Source organism: Psychrobacter aestuarii, assembly GCF_904846035.1.
In the GTDB taxonomy this organism is placed as follows: domain Bacteria; phylum Pseudomonadota; class Gammaproteobacteria; order Pseudomonadales; family Moraxellaceae; genus Psychrobacter; species Psychrobacter aestuarii.
The window spans coordinates 2,690,442-2,710,426 of the sequence record NZ_CAJGYT010000001.1 but is presented as its reverse complement, the minus strand read 5'-3'; the positions used below and the strand labels follow the sequence as shown (position 1 = coordinate 2,710,426).

At 45.3% G+C, this 19,985-nt stretch carries 14 protein-coding genes and 1 tRNA gene; 4 read left to right on the top strand and 11 right to left on the bottom strand.

The genetic code is table 11. The features are described from left to right. Positions 1-250: 250 nt before the first annotated feature. The 4 genes from JMW05_RS11545 to JMW05_RS11530 form a co-directional block, all read right to left on the bottom strand. Entirely contained in the window at positions 251-4,747 is a 4,497-nt protein-coding gene (locus JMW05_RS11545) for an RHS repeat-associated core domain-containing protein (protein ID WP_201505394.1), read from the bottom strand. A gap of 140 nt (positions 4,748-4,887) precedes the next feature. After that, positions 4,888-5,124 carry a hypothetical protein gene (locus tag JMW05_RS11540; protein WP_201505393.1) on the bottom strand — a complete coding sequence of 79 codons (237 nt, stop codon included), beginning with the start codon at positions 5,122-5,124 and terminating at the stop codon, positions 4,888-4,890. Between the two features lie 242 nt (positions 5,125-5,366). Further along, positions 5,367-7,049, bottom strand: coding sequence for an NAD-dependent malic enzyme (locus JMW05_RS11535; protein WP_201505392.1), 1,683 nt, complete (start codon positions 7,047-7,049; stop codon positions 5,367-5,369). A 254-nt stretch (positions 7,050-7,303) separates the two neighbouring features. Further along, entirely contained in the window at positions 7,304-8,497 is a 1,194-nt protein-coding gene (locus tag JMW05_RS11530) for a sugar transporter (protein WP_320158762.1), read from the bottom strand. 431 nt (positions 8,498-8,928) lie between these two features. Here JMW05_RS11530 and JMW05_RS11525 point away from each other — a divergent pair, with 431 nt between their 5' ends. The 4 genes from JMW05_RS11525 (at position 8,929) to JMW05_RS11510 (ending at position 10,582) form a co-directional block, all read left to right on the top strand. Further along, positions 8,929-9,456 (top strand): Spy/CpxP family protein refolding chaperone, encoded by a 528-nt coding sequence (locus JMW05_RS11525; RefSeq protein WP_201505391.1) that lies wholly within the window; start codon positions 8,929-8,931, stop codon positions 9,454-9,456. A 151-nt stretch (positions 9,457-9,607) separates the two neighbouring features. Beyond that, a tRNA-Gly gene (locus tag JMW05_RS11520) sits at positions 9,608-9,682 on the top strand. A 102-nt stretch (positions 9,683-9,784) separates the two neighbouring features. Further along, positions 9,785-10,279, top strand: coding sequence for a hypothetical protein (locus JMW05_RS11515; RefSeq protein WP_201505390.1), 495 nt, complete (start codon positions 9,785-9,787; stop codon positions 10,277-10,279). Positions 10,280-10,402: 123 nt separating this feature from the next. Continuing rightward, complete coding sequence (locus tag JMW05_RS11510; protein ID WP_201505389.1) at positions 10,403-10,582, top strand: hemagglutinin repeat-containing protein; 180 nt, start codon at positions 10,403-10,405, stop codon at positions 10,580-10,582. A gap of 153 nt (positions 10,583-10,735) precedes the next feature. On the opposite strand, the gene JMW05_RS11505 is transcribed toward JMW05_RS11510, so the two are convergent. The 7 genes from JMW05_RS11505 to JMW05_RS11475 all read right to left on the bottom strand — a co-directional run bounded on the left by JMW05_RS11505 (position 10,736) and on the right by JMW05_RS11475 (position 19,790). Beyond that, the gene (locus tag JMW05_RS11505) at positions 10,736-12,409 is read right to left on the bottom strand and encodes an alpha-keto acid decarboxylase family protein (RefSeq protein WP_201505388.1); all 1,674 of its coding nucleotides are present in this window, start codon (positions 12,407-12,409) and stop codon (positions 10,736-10,738) included. 317 nt (positions 12,410-12,726) lie between these two features. After that, entirely contained in the window at positions 12,727-14,130 is a 1,404-nt protein-coding gene (locus JMW05_RS11500; RefSeq protein WP_406947478.1) for an aspartate ammonia-lyase, read from the bottom strand. A 276-nt stretch (positions 14,131-14,406) separates the two neighbouring features. Continuing rightward, positions 14,407-15,270 (bottom strand): LysR substrate-binding domain-containing protein, encoded by an 864-nt coding sequence (locus JMW05_RS11495; protein ID WP_201505386.1) that lies wholly within the window; start codon positions 15,268-15,270, stop codon positions 14,407-14,409. A 268-nt stretch (positions 15,271-15,538) separates the two neighbouring features. After that, entirely contained in the window at positions 15,539-15,817 is a 279-nt protein-coding gene (gene ppiC / locus JMW05_RS11490) for a peptidylprolyl isomerase PpiC (protein WP_201505385.1), read from the bottom strand. A 77-nt stretch (positions 15,818-15,894) separates the two neighbouring features. After that, positions 15,895-16,344: a DUF1810 domain-containing protein gene (locus tag JMW05_RS11485; RefSeq protein WP_201505384.1), complete on the bottom strand. Its 450-nt coding sequence runs from the start codon at positions 16,342-16,344 to the stop codon at positions 15,895-15,897. A gap of 90 nt (positions 16,345-16,434) precedes the next feature. Further along, complete coding sequence (locus JMW05_RS11480) at positions 16,435-17,352, bottom strand: response regulator (protein WP_201505657.1); 918 nt, start codon at positions 17,350-17,352, stop codon at positions 16,435-16,437. Between the two features lie 71 nt (positions 17,353-17,423). After that, positions 17,424-19,790, bottom strand: a complete 2,367-nt coding sequence (locus tag JMW05_RS11475; protein ID WP_201505383.1) for a sensor histidine kinase — start codon at positions 19,788-19,790, stop codon at positions 17,424-17,426. Between the last annotated feature and the right edge of the window lie 195 nt (positions 19,791-19,985).

Sequence of the window (19,985 nt, the reverse complement as noted above, 5' to 3'; positions counted from 1 at the left end):
GCCATAAACTAGAAAGAAGCTTCCTAGTAATATTAGGACCGCACCCTCTCTAGAAAGCTGTAAATGAGAGGTTTCTTTTTTAGGCAAAAGCCCCCCTTCTAGTAATAAGAACGCACAAACACCTTGTACTGAAAAACCCAAGATAATTAACCACCATGCTGGTTTACAATATGTAGTATCGACGAAAACGACGACGAAAACGAATATTGAAACATTCACTATAATTGTAGATATTATCAATAAAAACTTCTTATTCACAATCACAGCTCTCTTCTTTTATGCTCCATACCTTCGAGTATCCTCCGTATGCTTCGGCTGCATACAAATCAGTAGAGACTCCTAGCCCGCTAATATTTCCTGTTGCTTGACCCATTTTTGCATAACTCCAAGGTGTCCAAGTAGCTAAAATAGAGAGATTAGCCGCTCCGAAAAATCCAGTAAAGGCATTAGGATTAGGTTGAGATCCATTGTTATCATCGAATTCAGCAGTCCCCGCACCAAAAGAAACTTTTTTTAGAATACTTTTATCGATATTTACTCCACCAGATAAAGCCCAAACTTGAATTGTATATTTTTTATTTGTCACTCCTTCACAGATTGATTGTAATGTAAAATTAAAACCTCTAGCACCTGCATCAACTACTGGTATGAATGGAATGGGCATAATATCAACTGAACCTTCTACATAGCCTCCTTTCCATCTAGCCAAGCCCTTAAAATCTGTAAAATGAAGCGGACTTGCTCCAACATACCCATAAGTATTCATACCGTCACCTAAACCAATCGGATCACTCGTCACATAGCGTCCAGTCTTAGGATTGTAAAAACGATAGTAATTATAAAACAATCCCGTTTCATTATCTGCATACTGACCCGCCATACGTAGTGGCATCTTGACCGTAATGACGCTCGGCGCACTCGTACCAAAGGCATCACCCTCCCAGCGCCAAAGTATTGTATTGTCTTTATTTGTTACGGCTCTTGGCGTTCCTAAATGATCAGTATGAATCTGTAATATCTCGCCGTCCTGTTGATTTGACAGCATTGCTATAGGCTGACCGCCCAGATATATATACTCACGAATGGCATTATTGTTCTCGTCATACTCACCAATCAACTGTCCTTGTTCGTTATAACTAAAATACGTCTTAATATTTCCACTGTTTTTTTGGATACGTTGTCCGAGAGGATTATAAGCATTGTAAATACCAATACTACCATTTTGGATACGCTCTATACGCCCAGCAGTATCATAAGTATAGGTTCTCATACCGTCATTTACGATACGACCGCTAGCATCATATGTCATGCCCACGATATGGTTGTTATTAGGTGCATAACTTATATTATTAATATCGATAACAGTATCCTTGCTTACCTTATTTTGAATACGGTTACTATTACGGTCATAAACATAGGCTAAGTCAGTTTGCTGACTGGCTTGTATCAGATTTTGCTGTAGCAGTCGATCTATCTTGTCATGCGTATAACGATAATCAATATTAGCCTTATTATCTAAGATGGAGGTAATACGATTTCCCACATCATATTGATAACCACGTGTTATTGCAGGGTCTTTGATTTGTGTCAGCCTACCATCGAGATCATAGACATGACTAACGGTCTGGTTCGTTTGTGACCAGTTAAATCCGTTAATTCCTTCAAGGCTATAAGATATATCGTCAACCAGCTGAGTCGTGTGGTCATCATGCTTAATCCGAATCCCTTTTAATACGCCTTTATCATGGTCGTATATAACCAGCTTCCCACTGGGTAAGCGCATCTCATCTACTTTACCACCTGCCGTATAATGGTAGCGTACCGTTTGATTCTGCTGCTCAGGCTGTGCTTTAATATGTTGAATTTTTTCAATGATACGTCCTGCACTATCATAGGTATAAGATGTGCTATTGTTAGGATCAGCAACAGCAATCAAATGACCTACATCATCATAGTTATAGGTCGCAATGACTTTGCCCTGACTATCTGTGATATTACTAACTCTACCTTTTACATCATACTGGTAAGCTTTAACGCGGCCCGCAGCATCAACTTGTCGCATTAGCTGACCAACATCATTAAACTCAAATGTAGTGATGCCAGTATCAGGGCTTTGAATTTGGGTAGTCTCACCAAAGGCATTGACTGTATAGCGTGTGGTATTACCGCGACTGTCGGTCACTGCAATGAGTTGACTTAAGCCATTATACTCATACTTGACCTCATTAGATTCGGCATCAATATCTTGTATAACGCGCCCCAAGCGATCATAGCTTTGGCGATCAATACGACTTAAAGCATCTTGAGTTTGAATCAAATTATCCTGTTTGTCATAACTGAAAGTAGTTTGCTGACCATTATTACCCAACTCTTTATTGAGTCTGCCTAAGACGTCAAAGCTTTGTTGACCAGACTGAGACAGGATACCTTGTGGATCATAGCGTTTGGTTTCGATAATATCGCCTGCGCCATTTAAGGTGTAGCTGATACGATTTCCTAAGCTATCTGTCATACCAGTCATACGATGAGCATCATCATACTGATAGGTAATCGTCTCACCATCTGGAAGTACGACACTAATTAATTGACCGACATTATCATACTCATAGGTGGTAGTAGCCGTTTGGCTTGGCTGCTGAGTAATATCATATTTAACAGGCTCGGGTACTACTGATGCATTAAAGAATTCTTTGACACTGTTTGTTAGCGTCGTCCAGCTACTTTGAGATTCTGACAGATCGGGCAGCTCAGGTTGTGCAATAGTTATTGTTTGAGACAAAATACGTCCAGCGTCATCATAAGTGAGGGTTTTGAGTTGACCAGATGCTTCAGTGATCGTTTGTGGCTTGCCATCGCTCGTATGATCGCCATATGTAGTTACTAACTCTTGCCCATCTGTGTACTTTAGTAAGTTGCCATTATTAGTATCGTATACCCAAGTTTGAGTTAAGCCTTGTGGATCAGTTTCACTGGTTCGTTGGCTATACTGGTCATACGTGTATGTCCAGGTACGAGATTTATTGGTAAGGGGATCAGTTATTGTTTTAGACAGTATATTGCCTTTATCATCATGGGTATATGTTGTGGTACGCAAAATATATTCTAGAGTACCATAATTAGTAGCTTTACCTTCGACAACCTTAGTTTTGACAGGTAAATCATCAGCCCACTCCGTTAATGTAATAGTACTTTCTCGTCTGCCATAAGCTTTAACTTCGCTATTTTGTAAATTTCTAGAGGTGTCATAGGTATATCTATTTGTAATATCAATATCAGTACGACTAACGATATTTCCTGCTCCATCATATGTATTACTGACAGTACCTTCTGGTTTATTGATACGAATGACTTTATTTCTACCTGAAATTGTTTGTAAATCATAGCTATAATTTCCTCCATTTGGCGTAACTACCAAAGAAGTCAAATTATTATAATCTAGTGTATATTTTTCACTACCATGAGCGTGTTCTGTACTGACACCTCGATTTTTATCGTCATAGGCATAGGTAGCATAGCGGTCACCTTTTTCATCAATAATACCTGTAATAAGTCCATTTGGATTTGGTGCATATTCAGGTTCATCGTAAAGATAGGTCTTTGTACCATATCCTGGTCGAGTGACTTTTAACTCATTGTCTTGTTTGACATATGAAATTTGCTTTCCTGAAGGTAGAGTAACTGCACTAATAGCATTATCTAAACTGTTTGCATACTCATAGGTTAACGTATTTCCAAAGTGGTCACGAACTTGATATAATCGCCCTTGGTCATAAGTCAAAGCAATATATTGACCATTGAGATAATCGATGCGTGTCAATACAAACTTAGAAGGTTCTGACTGACCTGTTATGAGAGGCTCATATGTTTCTACTTGACCTGTATCTACATGTGTTACCTGCCACTTATTGTCATTCTGTACTTGTTTAAGTTTGAGACTTTCATCTCTATCAATAAACCATCCTGAGTTCCCTGCGATAGTAGTATCAGTATAATCCCGTACAGCAAGCACCTTCTTACCATCAGCACGCTCAAGTACGATAGCGCTAGTAAAATCTTCTAAAGACTGAGCTCTAAGATTAAGTTTGTCATCTTTTACCTCCCCAATAGATAAACTCATAGCATAATTATGTGTCCATCCAGCAGCATAATTTTCATCACCTTCTTGTTGTAAATCACCACTAGGTAAGCTGTTATAAAAACGATGAACCTTTAATAGAGAAGTAGAGGATACCCAGTCAATTTCAGATAAAAATTTATTCCCAGTAGTTACTGAGCAAGGGTTACCAACAGATGGAGAGCAACCAAGAGCTAATGGCTTGGGTATTTTACAATAGATAGCTTTATCAGATTTAAAAGATTCGACAGTATTAGATGGACATGTATTCCAGTTTCTCTCTTGTTGAATATGTTTTCCCCTCCAACCCTGCATATATGGATTATTGTAATCAATACCGCTCATCCAGCCATAAACATAATTATTTTCATCAATGTTAATCGGAAACCAAGGAATTTCCACTTCACCAACAACTGATTTTGCTTGTTCTGCAGTTTCGTATCCATCCTTACTATACAGCTTGTATGCATAACGAGCATCTAATATATACCATCGCTTGTAATCCCATCTTTTTATTGGAAAACAACTATAATTTTTCCCATCCTTAGTACAATCATTATAGGCAAAAGCATTTTGATTGAATGATACAATACTAACACCAATGCAAATAATGAAAAAATATGTAGTCTTCATAATGCTATATTCTTAATGTTTGTTGAATTATGTATATAATATATACACCAACAAAATTTCACAACTTTAAAGTGAACTTTAGTTCTATATATCATTATTTTGATATTTATTGTCAAATAAAATACTATTTTGAACTACAATCAAAAAGGCGAAAAATTGGACACAGCGATGACCTCGCCAGCCACAGCCGCCTTGATACCTAAGCCCTCCGTCTGCGGTAGGCTGACTGCTATTTCAGGGACGACTTGCCATGGCACAAGCCGCGATAGCGTGGGCGCAAGCTCGGACAGCTCTCGCACGTTAACCGCCGCGTCCAGCTCAATACGAATACGGCTGGTCAAAAATCTGTCTGCACGCTCGGTATCAGTCAGATGCAAAATGACATGGCATATCGTTGCACAGCGCAATATGCGTAGATGCGACTTGTAAATTTTCCCAAAAAAGCATTTAGCGTTTTTCTAACCTTTCTCACAGTCGGAGCTTATAATATACTGTCGTGGGCACTTATAAATTCCAGCCCCTCTCCCATCACCGCACTACTTATCATCCCCTTACCCCAAAAAAAGCCCAACACCACTTTTATCGCAGTGTTGGGCTTTTTCTATATCGCGGTTATGGATTAAAAAGAAGTACGGCGATAGTTGCGGTATTCAGGCAACCAAAAGTTTGCCTCAATGCGGCGCAGTAAGTTCTCTTCAGTATCATGCAGTGCCAGCTTGTCTTCAACCGCTTGCACAGCGACAGCAAAAGCAATCTTTTCACTAATCTCTCGAATCACATTGATGGGTGGCAATATCGCACCTGGTGCTTTTTCGTATTCCATAGAAATATCTGCAAGTGCCTGACTTGCCGCCATCAGCATATTGTCGCTGATGCCTGTCGCGCCCGCTGCCAACGCCCCAAGACCAATGCCTGGGAAGATGTAGCTGTTGTTACACTGAGACACTTCATACGATTGACCGTTACAAATCGTATTTGGGAACGGGCTGCCTGTCGCAATAATCGCTTTGCCGCGGCTCCAGTTCATCACTTCTTGCGGTGTCGCTTCTACGCGTGAGGTTGGGTTTGAGAGTGGCAATACAATTGGGTGCTCTGTATTTGCGCATAAGCTTTCAATGACTTCTTGTGTGAACAGACCTTTTTGTCCACTGACACCGAACAATACCGTGACGCCGCCTTGCTTAACGACTTGAGCCAGACCGAGCTTATTACTCTTGTCCCAATGCGCAATGTCTGATTCTTTTTGTACCAACGGCACTTGGAACTTTTGTAGTTCTGTCATGCTGTCGGTCAACAGACCATAGCGGTCCACCATGAATACTTGGCTGCGAGCTTGCGCCTCTGTCAGCCCTTCGCGCTGCATTTGACGAACGATGTGTTCAGCAATACCACAGCCTGCCGAGCCTGCGCCTAGGAAGGCAATTTTTTGCTCGCTTAGTTTTTGACCTTTGTTTTGGCACGCTGCAATCAATGTACCCACCGATACCGCAGCAGTACCTTGAATGTCATCGTTAAAGCAGCACAACTGGTCGCGGTATTTGTCCAATAATGGCGTGGCGTTACCTTGCGCAAAATCTTCGAACTGTAGCAAGGCTTCTGGCCAGCGGCGCTTGACGGCTTGAATAAACAAATCAACAAACTCATCGTATTCCTCGCCAGAGATACGTGGGTTGCGCCAGCCCATGTACATTGGGTCGTCGAGCAGCTGTTGATTGTTGGTGCCCACGTCAAGCAAAATAGGCAAGCAATACGCTGGGCTAATACCGCCGCAAGCGGTGTATAACGACAGCTTACCGATTGGAATGCCCATACCACCAATGCCTTGGTCGCCCAAGCCTAGGATACGCTCGCCGTCGGTCACTACGATAACTTTGACGTTCTGTTTGGTGGCGTTGTGCAAGATGTCGTCGATTTGGTGACGCTCAGGGTATGAGATAAACAGACCGCGTTTACGGCGGTAAATTTGCGAGAATTTTTCACACGCCTGACCCACGGTTGGGGTATAAATCAGCGGCATGATTTCTTCGATATGTTGCTCAACCAAATGATAAAACAAGGTTTCGTTGGTGTCTTGGATATTGCGCAAGTAGATATGCTTGTCCATATCATTGGTAAATGAGCGCAGCTGGTGATAAGCGCGCAAAGACTGCTCTTCAATCGTCTCGATGTTGTACGGCAACAGACCCGTTAAGTTAAAGCTATTACGTTCTTCTGCTGAAAAAGCGCTGCCTTTATTCAATAATGGGGTTTCTAAAAGGGCGGGGCCAGCAACGGTAATATATAAGGGACGCTTGTTTGACATAATAGAATCTTCTTATCAAGGACATGTGAGTGAAAACTGTGCTACTGCAGCATTATACATAGCATCGACGGAAACTTAACAATAGATAACAAAATTATTTTAGACGAAAGCAGAACTTGCTGTTATAGCAAGGATAACTTGAATAAAAATATACGTCTTTATAAAAAATGGTTTGGTTAAACAAAAATGTGACTCAGCCATATTACAAAAACCAGCCCCATTTCAAGGCTGGTTTTTTATTATCAACAACATTATCAGCTGTAACGCAGTGAGCGAAAACGACTGAGCATAAATATCATAAGCAGTAACGCCACTGCCGCGACCGACGCGCCGACAAAGCCCACGCTCGATAGCGCAATATGGGTCACCGCATAGCCGCCGAGCAGCGCGCCTGTACCGATACCGAGATTGATAATGCCTGAAAACATCGACATCACCACGTCTTGAGCGCCGACATCAATCATAATGACTTTGGCCTGAATACAAAGCATCAATAACATCAGCGCTGTGCCCCAAACGAGCGTCACCGCTGACAGCCCCCATGTCGAAGATATCACAGGCAATAGTAGCAGCATCGACACCAGCATCAGTACGATAGAGCCAAGCATCAGGCGCGTGTTGGAACGCTCACCAAAGCGGCTAAAGAGCACACTACCAATAATACCCGCGCCGCCGAACAGCAATAGCACAAAGGTCGCAAAGTTTTCACTAATCTGCCCTATCTCGCGCATAAACGGCTCGATATACGAGTACGCGGCATAATGCGCGGTAAAGACCACAAAACAAAACAGATAGAGGCAAACGAGCAGTGGATTTTTGAGCAGCTCAGGGACTTTTTTGACCGAGCCATCAAACATACTCGGCATGGTCGGCAATAGCTTAAATTGCAAGATAAACACCAAAAAGGCAATGCCGCCGATACCACCAAAGGTCGCGCGCCAGCCAAACCATTGCCCAACCAGCCGCCCTAACGGCACACCTAAGACCATCGCCAATGAAGTGCCCGTCGCAAGGACGCTCAGCGCCAAGGCCTTTTTGCCATCAGGGGCGACCCGCAGTGCAATCGCCGCCGTAATCGACCAAAATATCGCGTGCGCCAAGGCAATACCCACACGGCTCACCAGCAACACCTCAAAGCTCCAAGCAAATACGGAGAGCACATGACTGGCAATAAACACCACAAACAAGCCCAGCAGCAAACGCTTGCGCTCAAGCTTGCCTGTCAATAGCATGAGTGGCAAGGACATCGCCGCCACAATCCACGCATACAGCGTCAGCATCCCGCCCGTCTGCGCCGTCGTAATCGAAAAGTCGCGCGCAATATCACTGAGCAGCGCCACAGGCACAAACTCTGTGGTATTGACCACAAACGCGCTGATGCCCATCAGAAACACGCGAAAATACTGTACATTGCGGGTATCAGTACCCGTCTTAATATCATCTGTCATAACAACCAACAAAAAAAGTGCCCTAGTCGGCACGGTCAACATGAGCCCAACGCTTAAAGCCAGCACCCACAAATCAGATAGCGCAGTAATAAAAAAAATAAGCACCGCGAATATCAGTGCTTATTTATACGTACTTATCAAGACGGTTTATTACCTCTCGCCGCGAAAGCATCGCCCTGCTCGCACGTCGACTGACAGCCCACGGATATAGAGTTGCCTATCAATACATAAGCCTCATCCATCTGCCGATACGCTATCCCCTACGTTTTACATTCAATATGATGCAAGCCGCCACAAACGTTACCTTTCTTAATCTTTTATAAATGTTCGCAACCGCTCACTGCTCTATGATAGCACTCATAACGCAGAATCAATAATCGTGCCTGCATACCCACGCGTCACCGCACCCTTATCATGACAAAGGAATTACTATGAAAAAACTACTCACCGCCTCAGCCCTCGCCCTATCGAGCGCCCTTACCATCACCGCCTGTACCAATGTCGGCGCAGCTACCGATACCACAGCGCCCGCCACGCCTATGGCTGCCCATAAAGATGCTATGGGTATGCGCGGCGATATGGCAAAACTGAATCTCACCGACGCACAAAAAGCGCAAATCAAAGCCATCTACCAGCAAAATCGCGGCGATAAAGGTGAGCGCGGCGCACGTATGAACGAGTGGCAACAAAAACGCGAACAAGTACAAGCGCTCGTCAATAACAAAACCTTAAACACCGCTCAGCTCAACCAGCTGGCAGATGCAGAAGCCGCACAAGCCAAAGCACGTTTTGTCAAACGCGTACAGACCGAGCACGCCATCGCTCAAGTATTGACCAAAGAGCAGCGCGATAAGCTTGCCGAAATGCGTAAAGAACGTCCTAAAAAAGGCATGCACGCTATGCGCCATCATGATAAAAACGCTAAAGCAAATATGCCAATGAATGAAACCAACCGTTAAAACAGCTGTCCCTACCGCTAAAAAGAGGGAAAACTGACGCAGTGCAAATTTTTTAAAGTTTTTTGCATTGCAGGGTTGACAGTAAAATCAAACCGCGTATAATACGCCCTCATCAGCTGACAACAGAAACAAAGATTGGCTGGTACATCAAGCGGGATTAGCTCAGTGGTAGAGCACAACCTTGCCAAGGTTGGGGTCGAGAGTTCGAATCTCTTATCCCGCTCCAAATTCTAAAAAAGCCTCACTTCATAGTGAGGCTTTTTTTTGTTTGTTTTTTGGGTCTGTCGCGGTTTTAATGATAAGTCATTACCGTCAGTAGGTGGTAAATATGAGTGAAGATTCTAAAGGTTTTTTTAGTCAGCGAACATTTAATATATTTTTCTTTGGATTATTTGTTTTTATCATGGCTATGATGATTAAAGAGGAATTAGAAAAGCCAGAAGATTATTCGGAAGACGTTAAGAAAAGCGAGGTTTTTGCTAAAGAACAGCTTGCACCACCTTTAAAGAAAATATTTGTAGGCGAACTGATATCCGAAGGTCGAACAAGCAGAAGTAGTAGCTCGCTACGTTACGGAATGACATTTAAAAATAATAATGGTATAACCGATGATGATATAAATAAAATTGTGGAGAATGGTTGGATACAATATAGAAAAGAATCTCAAAAGGAGAGATTATACTTTTTCTGTAAAGATAAGTACGAGTTGAAAGCTACAGAAGATGAAATTTATATTTCTATAATAATAAGATATAGTACATCATCTCCATGTTGGGATTTTAAAGAAACTCTAAAGAATGATTTTTATCACTTGGTTGAGTAATCATTAAATAAAAGCTTATTTTTTTAATAAAACCGACGTTTTTATTCAAACTAAAAGCTACGATTCTTCAAGATTCGTAGCTCTTTCATTTTTCTACTCCAACAACCAAATAAACGTGGTGGCATGACTACCCTATACGTCGGCAACGATCTAAACCTAAAAGGCGGCATTATCAACACCAATCGCGCCCAAGGAACTATCGGTGGTGACGTCAATATCGAATCATTACAAGACACGTCACTTATAATAGCAAACAAAATAACATGGGCTTTAGTGCTGATATTGACCTATACGAATGCATAAGCTCTAGCTTGTCAGTAAATAATGGCAACATCAATTTCAATATACTCTGCCAAGCCTTTAAAGCTAACCTCTTGCTCTACCCCAAACACCAAAAACACCTCGCAACTTGTGATTAAGTCATGAGGTGTTTTCAATGAATTGCAATGTACTTTTTTACGAATCCGACTTCGGCTTTAACGCTTCAGTAATGTCAGCCAGCAGCGGCGGGATGTCGTATTTGTCCGTCATGACCTCCAGCATTACGAGCTTATCCGTCGCCTTAGCCGCCTGCTCAAAGGCAGATTTTAGCTCGCCCGCCGTGCTTGCCTTGAGCACCAGTACCGTATCATCAGTACCGCCAAAGGCTTGCGGCATCAGTGACCACTGACATGCTGGAATGTCATTGTAGGGCTGATTTTCGCCATGAATCGCACGCTCTACCGTGTAGCCATCATTATTGACCAGTACGATGACAGGGTTGATGCGCTGATTGATAATGGTCGCCATCTCTTGTATGGTCAGTAGCGCCGAGCCATCGCCAATCAGTACCACGCTGCGCTTGTGCGGGGATGCTATTGCCGCACCGAGACTGGCAGGCAAGGTATAACCGATAGACCCCCACATGGGCTGCCCATAACAGGTAACGCCTTCTGGCAAGCGCACGTCACTGATGCCAAAGTATGCCGTCCCTTGATCAGCAAAGACTAAGTTATTATCCGCCAACTGATCAGCGACGATATGCCATAAGTCGTCTTGCCTGATAGCCTCATCATCCGCGCCTTGCTGCTGGTGCGTTTGCATCGGCTCACAAAATGGCTTTGGCGTGATGGTGATGCCTGAGGTCATGACCTCGTGCAAGGTTTGCAAAGCGTCTTTTAGCGCAATCGGTGCAAAGGTTTTGCCGCTTACCGAGGCGCGCTCGTAATGCAAATCGACAACCACATCATCATCAATATCTTGGCTAAAACCTGCCGTGGTGGTATCGGTATAATTAACCCCAATTTTAATCAAACATTCGCAGTTTTCGACCGCATCTTTGACTACAGGACGCGATGCCACGCCCGCATACGTGCCCGCCCAGCGCTCGCTGTGCTCATCGAGCAAGGTCTTGCCCCATGACAATGTGGTATAAGGAATGTTTGTATCCGCAATCAAGGCTTTTAGTTCGTTTTGTAATCCCAAACGATGCACCATCAAATCCGCCATCAATGTGGTGGTTTTGTTGGGTAAAAACGCTATCAGCGCTTGCCTAAAGTCTTTGAGTGCCGCCTGACTGGTGATGTCCTCTTCGCTGTCTATCAGCTTGGTAGTCGGCGGATAGATAGGCTGGCGCGCCACATCGGGCGATAGCATCAGGTAGCCTGGGCGGTGTTTTTTGAGTACCATGCGAATCACGCGGTCAATCTCGGATGCCGCATTTTCAGGCGTGATTTGTGCGCGCGCCACGGTGACAGGCTCGACCATTTTAATAAAATGGTTAAACACCCCATCGCCGAGCGTATGGTGAATACGCCGCTTAGCATTTTGCTGCGCCATGGACGGCGCGCCCACCACATGCAGTACGGGCGCGTATTCGGCGAATGACCCTGCCGTAGCATTGATAGCGGACAGCTCCCCCACCCCAAAGGTCGTGACCATCGCGGCAAACCCACGCTCACGCGCATAGCCATCGGCGGCGTAGCCTGCGTTTAGCTCATTGGTGTTACCCACCCAGCGCAAATCTTTGGCGGCAATGATATTGTCCAAAAACGGCAGATTAAAATCCCCAGGCACACCAAAGATATCGGTCGCTCCTGCCTCGTGAATACGCTCAAACAAATAATCTGCAATCGTGTATTGCTGCGTCATTTTGTCGTTCCTTGTCTGTTATTGTGGATTATGATGCGCTTAGTCATCTATTTATGAATGGCAATTGCTCTTTTATCGCTCTATAGCAATATTTTTGGAATGCGCATCATAAAAATAAGTTATAACATAAGTTGACAGATGCTTTGTATCCCTATTTTGATACTTTTTACTTCTTTTAAACGACAAAGCTTAGATATGTATAAACAAAAAAGCCAAGACACACCAGTAACTTTAGGTACTGATATGTTTTGGCTCTGATTGAGTAACGAAACAGATACGCTACTTTAAACGACGTTGCGTTTTAACACGCAGCACATCTAGATGCTGCTGACCATCGTATCAGGTGATAAGATTGCTGCCAGCTCTTCATCACTGAGTAGCTTTTCTTGTTTGACCAGTTCCGCCACGCCTGAACCACTTAGTAAGGCATTACCTGCAATACGGCTGGCATTTTCGTAGCCGATATGCGGCACAAGGGCGGTTACGATACCGATGCTGTTTTGGACATGCTGCTCGCAGCGCGCTTCATTAGCGGTGATGCCTTTAATACATAATTCATCGAGCATACGGATTGATTTTTCTAGTAGGCGCGCATTGTTTAATAAGTTGTAAACAATCAATGGCTCCATTGCGTTGAGCTGGAGCTGTGCGGCTTCTGCTGCCATAGTGATGGTGGTATCTGTCCCCATCACTTGATACGCCGTTTGGCTCATGGCTTCAGGAATCACAGGGTTGACTTTACCCGGCATGATAGACGAACCAGGCTGTCTTGCAGGCAAGTTAATCTCACCCAAGCCTGTACGTGGTCCACTTGAGAGCAAACGCAAGTCATTGCTGATTTTCGACAGCTTAATAGACAGACGCTTGAGCGCACCTGAGAAAGTCACAAACGCACCCATGTCTGCGCTTGCGGCAATCAAATCATCAGCGAGCGTCACGGGCAAACCGCTGATAGCCGCCAATTCTTCAATCGCCATGCTCGCATAGCCTTTTGGCGCGTTGATGCCTGTACCGATTGCCGTGCCGCCTAAATTTAATTCGCACAGTTGCAAGCACGCCTGTTCGATACTTGCCGTCTCGCTGCTGAGGTCATTGGCAAATGCGTGAAACTCTTGACCGAGCGTCATGGGTACCGCATCTTGTAATTGGGTACGACCCATCTTTAAGATACCGCTAAATTCTTCACCTTTTGCCGCTAGGCTGTGTTGCAGATTATTAATGGCTGTTTTTAATGGCGCTGCCGCAAACACAATCGCCAGACGCGCCGCGCTTGGATACACATCATTGGTCGATTGCGAGCGGTTGACATCGTTATTGGGGTGCAAGTGGCTGTATTGACCGTACTCAAAGCCCATCTTTTTTAGACCCATATTGGCGATGACTTCATTGGCATTCATATTGGTCGACGTGCCCGCCCCGCCTTGGATAAGGTCAACAATAAACTGCTCATGATGCTCGCCGTTAATCAAATCCGCGCACGCTTCGGTGATGGCGCTGAGCTTGTCATCAGTCAGTAAGCCATGCTGATAGTTGGCTTTGGCAGCGGCGGCTTTTACCATCGCAAGCGCTTTAATCAAGTCAGGAAACTCACTGATTGGCGTGCCTGTGATGTCAAAGTTTTGATAGGCGCGCTGGGTCTGGATACCATACAATGCCGATGCAGGCACGGCTTGTTCGCCGAGCAAATCTTTTTCGATACGCGTTTGGGTGTTGTCGCTGATGAGGGTGTCGATGTTTGTCATAATTCTCAGTCTTTTACAAATAAGGTCAGTGGTATCAGTCCGTGCGCAAAATTGATGGGTTTAACATTTACGTCATTAACGACATCAATCTTGGTATGACTGAAAAACAAAGCCATCGTAACCGAGAAGCAAGCATGAGAAAAACGCAAATATTCGTCTCTCAGAGACAAAAATATTTGCGCTCAATACGTTTTATTATAGATATGGTTGTGCTATTAGGACGACATATTTTTGGACAGTTATCTTGCAAAACGCTTACAATCCCAGCACTTGCTTTAACGCTGTGATTTGCGGCTGCTGACGATCGGCATAGCGATACGCCAGTACGACTTCGCGCACCAAGCTGTTATCGCCCAAGTAATGCACTTGCACAGGCGCGGCGCTACGAATCCACAGCCCCGCATAGGGTATCAACGCCACGCCAAGACCCGACTCGACCATCCTAACGATGGCGTCCAAATCGTTAATCTCCATGATGGTATTGACCTTGATGTCTTGCTGCTTAAAGAACTTGCTGAGCTTTGCCCCTGCTGAGGACTGTAAGCTGTAATGAATAAATGGGTGCTGCTCAAGCGTTTGTTTGACACTATGAAATGGCCATTTTTTGGGGCTGATCAGTACATACGGCTCGGTCATAACCGACTGGGTGACAATGTCTTTGGGCAAGGCAAAAGACGGCTGTATGGTAATCGCCGCATCTATCTCGCCGACTTCCAGCTTTTCGAACAGCTCGACCGCGCGTCCAGGGACAATCTCTGTCTGCATCAAGGGTGCAAGGAGCGTAATTGCCTTGAGCGCTTCGGGCAAGATGCCCACTTGTACGGAGTTAATCGCGCCAATCCTCAGCTGTCCATAGTAGCTGGCAATATCGGTGTCTGACGGCAGCTGCATGGTGGCATACAGCGCTAGGATTTCTTTGGCAATCGGCAAAATACGCGTGCCTTGCGGATTTAGCGTAATCGCTCTAGCAGAGCGCGTAAACAATGGCACGCCCAGATTGTCTTCTAGCGTTTTAATCTGCGCGCTGACTGCTGATTGCGTCAGGTTGATGTGCCGAGCAGCGGCGGCAAAGCTGTCTAATTCGCAGACCGCGACAAAGGTTTTTAGCTCTCTGATCATTCATGTCACCATTATTATTACGATACGTTTTTAGGGCATGTCTTCATTTTAAAAATGGTGATAAAAATGAGATAAATTAAAGGCAAACAAGGAAAATAGTGCAGATAATATTGAGATATTAACCAGCTATTTGACACCGTTTGCCGAAGATTTAGCCATTTTTAGCCCATTTAGTCATAGACGTTTGAATTGAAGACACGCCCTAATACCACAAAAAAGCCAGACCGCTAATGCTATCTGGCTTTTTATTATCGCTTATATTTTAAATTTAAGTTCTATACAGCACTTTGACCACATGCCAGCCAAATTTGGTTTTGACCAAATGCGGGGTGAACAGCTCACCTGTAAAACACACCTTATCAAATGCAGGTACCATCTGCCCTTTGGTAAACTCGCCCAAGTTGCCGCCCTTTTTGCCTGATGGACAGGTTGAGTGCTTTTTAGCGAGCACGTCAAAATGCGCGCCGTTGTTAAGCTGAGCAATCAAACTTTCAGCCAGTGCTTTATCTTTGACCAAAATATGCAGTGCGCTTGCGGTACGAGCCATAGCTAAACCCTTTTTAAAGTATTAATTTTAAAGTATCAATGATTGGCGCATTATAACATTACTTTGAGGGCTTGCTTTCATTGCTGACTTTGTTGACCTTGCTGAATGATGCGCAGTGTATTGGCATCATAGTCGCCAGCAAAGAACTGCTGCAAAAGCGCGGCAAAAATACTGTCCTTGCCCGCCGCGAGCGCAAACAAGGTCAATGAGGAATGCAGCTTTAGATTGTCGGGTGTGCCAAAAATCTCTAAAGAGCTTCTGTTCGGGTGCAATTGCAGCAGCTCGGCGCATTCTATCAATCGTGCGCCAAGCACTGTGTGTTGTAAGTAAGCCGTTGCCTGCGCCACACTTGCCAGCGCAAAGCGCTGCGCCATCCTGCTGTGACCCAGACCTGCTATCTGCGGAAAAATAAACCACATCCAATGCGTGCGCTTGCGACCTTGGGTCAGCTCGGTTACTACTGAAGGATACACATTATTTTGCGCGTGGGTAAAGTCGTTAAACAAGGCGTCATTATTTGTGTTCATAGGCGTTGGCAACGGTCTGATAAGTGTAATATATCCTCTATTATCGACCTAAATACCAAACCGCATGTATAAATATTGAACATAAATGCGTTACGCGCGTCCCCAGCGCCAGCCCTTAAACTTATTAAAGAAGCCTTTGAGCTTGCTTGAGAGGTCAAAGGTTTCAGACTCAGGCACATCCTCGACATGGTGGCGGGCAGCGAGTATCGGCTGTTGTACCAGCGCTTCATGGTGCTGGTAAGCGCGGTCGAGACTGATACCCATGATGGTCAGGTTGGTCGGACGCGGCAGACAGCGGTAGATTTGTCCTTTGTTAATCAAGTCAATAATCATGTGCGCGTCTTTAAATTCGGTCAGCATCAGCATCATAAGATCAGGCTGTAGGTTTTTGAGCGCATACACCACAGGAGCAATATTGTCGCCATTGAGCGTCACATCAGCGATTGCCACGCCGAACTTTTGCTTTTGTAGCAGTGTTGATGCGTCGTCTAGGTTGCTCGCCCAGCTCACTTGATAGGCGCTGTCAAAGTGCTGCTTGATTTGTAGATACACGTCCTCGTCGTCATCGAGTACCAGCACATGACGATTGCGGCGCGACGAGGTGCTTTCTGTTATAGGCGCAGCGACATCACGCGTTTGCTGGGCGATTTCGGTAGCTTTATCGACGACTTTTTTGAGTTCATCGTTCTGCCAAGGCTTGGTAATGTAGCGATAGATTTCACCTTCGTTGACCGAATCGATGACCGCATTTAAGTCTGCATAGCCTGTCAATAGAATGCGGATGGTATTGGGCGAGGCTTCTTTGACCTCACGCAACACCTCTGTGCCTTGCTTGTCAGGCATACGCTGGTCGCTGATGACCACTTGCACATCATGTTGACTGACGTATTCAATCAGCTGCTCAGGGTCGGTGGTGGTAAACACATCATGCGACTGGCGAAAGTGCATCTTTAGACTGCGTAAGATGCGCTGCTCGTCATCAATAAAGGCGATTTTGGGTTTTGGCATACTCATGGTTTGGGTTCTCAATCAATAAAATACGTATTCGTCCATATACAGCGTGACGGCTGTGCACGCGGCTAAGCAAACAGCGCTTTTGAGGTTTTTTTCTTGTGCGTGGGTGCGACGTAGACCTCAATCGGTAAGCGAATGGTAAAAGTCGTGCCGCGTCCGATGACCGAGTGCACGCTGATGTCGCCGCCGTGCTGCTCAATGATTTGTGAGCAAATCGCCAGCCCAAGCCCCGTGCCCTCGCCTGCCTTTTTGGTGGTGAAAAACGGCTCAAAGATACGCGCCAGCACCGCATCCTCAATACCGCTGCCGTTGTCGGTGACGCTAATCAATACGTTGTCGCCCGCCTCATTATCAAGGCACGTGACCACTTTTAGCTCGCCTTTGGTGTCTTGACGCATCGCTTGTGCGGCATTATTAAACAGGTTTAACAAGACTTGGTTAATCTGCGAGGGGTTACACTGTACCGCTGGTAGCTCGGCAAGGTCTGTCGTGACATTCAGCGTTTTTAGATTATTACGTGCCATGGTCAATGAGCTGGCAATACAGTCGTTAATATCGACGTTTTTAATCTTAGATTCATCAATGCGCGAGAAGTCGCGTAAGCTCACCACCAGCTCAGCAATTTGGTCAACGCCGTATAGACTGTCGCTAATCAGATGCGCCAAGTCGTCACTGACTTCATCTTCTTTAATCTCATCACAGCAGTTTAGCGTCTCGGCAATGAGCTTATTTTTGTCGTCTTGGCTGGTGCTTGGGGCGTTTAATGCGATGAGGAGCGCTTCGGTATGCGTCATCAGCTCATCAAAGCGGGTTAAATTGCCGCCAATCAATTCCATATTACTGCGTACATAGCCGAGCGGTGTGTTCACCTCGTGCGCCACACCCGCGACCATCTGACCAAGGGTCGCCATTTTTTCTGAGCGCACCAGCTGCACTTGTGAGGTTTTTAGCTCATGCAAAGCGTGCTCTAAATCTTTGGTACGGTTGGCGACCTGCTGCTCCAGATGTACGTTAATCTCGGCAAGTGCGCCTTCGTTTTCGACCACGCGGTCAATGAGGCGGTTGGTCTTGTCACTAATTAATTGGATTTCACTGACGCTTGAATTTGGTAATTTGTGCTCGCCAAGTTTTTGATATTGCTTTTGCTCAATCAGCTTGCCCATGCGCGATACCGAGCCTGCCATATTTTTTAGCGGGTCGGTAAAGTAGCGGCGAAACGCCCACGCAGTCAGTAGCAAAATGGGTAAGAAACCAAACAACATCGCGCGTACCAACTGATCAGACAAGGTATTCGCTACGCCCATCAGGTCACTGTTTGGCTTGACCACGACCATCTTCCAATAGGTAAATGGCATCTTAAATACAAATGCCGTCGCAGGCTCATTTAGGATAAAGTCGTTACCGATATCGATGGTATCGACCAAATGGCTGTTCACTAGGTTAAAGGCTTGGTCGACGTTTAACAGCAGCAGCGCGGACAGCAGGTTGGATTCGTTTTCGCTGATGCGGTTCATGTTGGTGGTTGATAAGATACTGCGCGCGGCAAGGTTATAGCGCCCTTCGTCCTTTTGTTTTGCGGCGTCAATCAGCTGACTGTTAACGCCCTCCAAACTGGCAGCAATCGGGGCAAAGCTCACTTGTTTTTCGGCAAGTTGGCTTGCGGTCATCATCTCGCCTTGCGGGTTGTTCTCGGTTACCGTGGTCACCGTCGACTTGTCAGGAAACGTCAAAAAGCGGTTGTCCAAATCGACCAAAAACATATAGCCGCCCACTTTGTCTTGCCACTTTTGCATGGCGTCATCGAGATTATCGAGCAACAAATTAAACGACACCACGCCATCAAAGGCTTGGTTTTGGCTGTTGTATAGCGCCTTGGCACAGGTCATCATGGGATTATTGCTGACAGGGTCGATATAGGCGCGGCTCCAGACGCAGTGGTCATGGCTCGCGTACATCGCAGGGATATACCACCAGTCGCGGTAGTAGGCATTGGGCGTCGCTGTGTTGCTATTATAGCGCTCGGTGGGCTGCATCTTACCATTGGCATCACGCGACCAAACAAAGGACTGACGCTCAACGCCGTCTTGATACATGTTAGGATCGAACCACACGCCGCCACCGACAATACGCTGATCTGTCTGCTGCATCAGGTTGCCCACTGTATTTTGATAGCTCTCAGCGGTTTTGGGTAACCCACCTGCCACCGCACTGGTCGCCTTTGCCATCCCGTCTACATGGTTGATGCTGACCATGATGCTGTTGATGACTTCGTTGCCCGTCTCGACCACCGTCTCGGACGTCATCTCAGAAATGCGCGGTTTGGCTTGGGTATCAATCACCCAATACACCATCATCACCATCAATAAAAACGCCACTGCCAAAATCACCAGCATTCTTGTGGTAATACTGCCAAACTTACCCACTCGACCCATAACCCATTGCCTTTGTCCGTGGCATACTGTTCGTCGCAGGACGTGCCGCCTTACGCTAGCCATTGCTTATTTAATATACTTTTGTTTACTAATTAATAACAATAAGTAACAGTTGCCGTTGATATTGCGCTCAAGGATAGGCAACAAATATGACAAAATGATGATAAGAGTCAAAATTGGTTCTATAACTCAGAA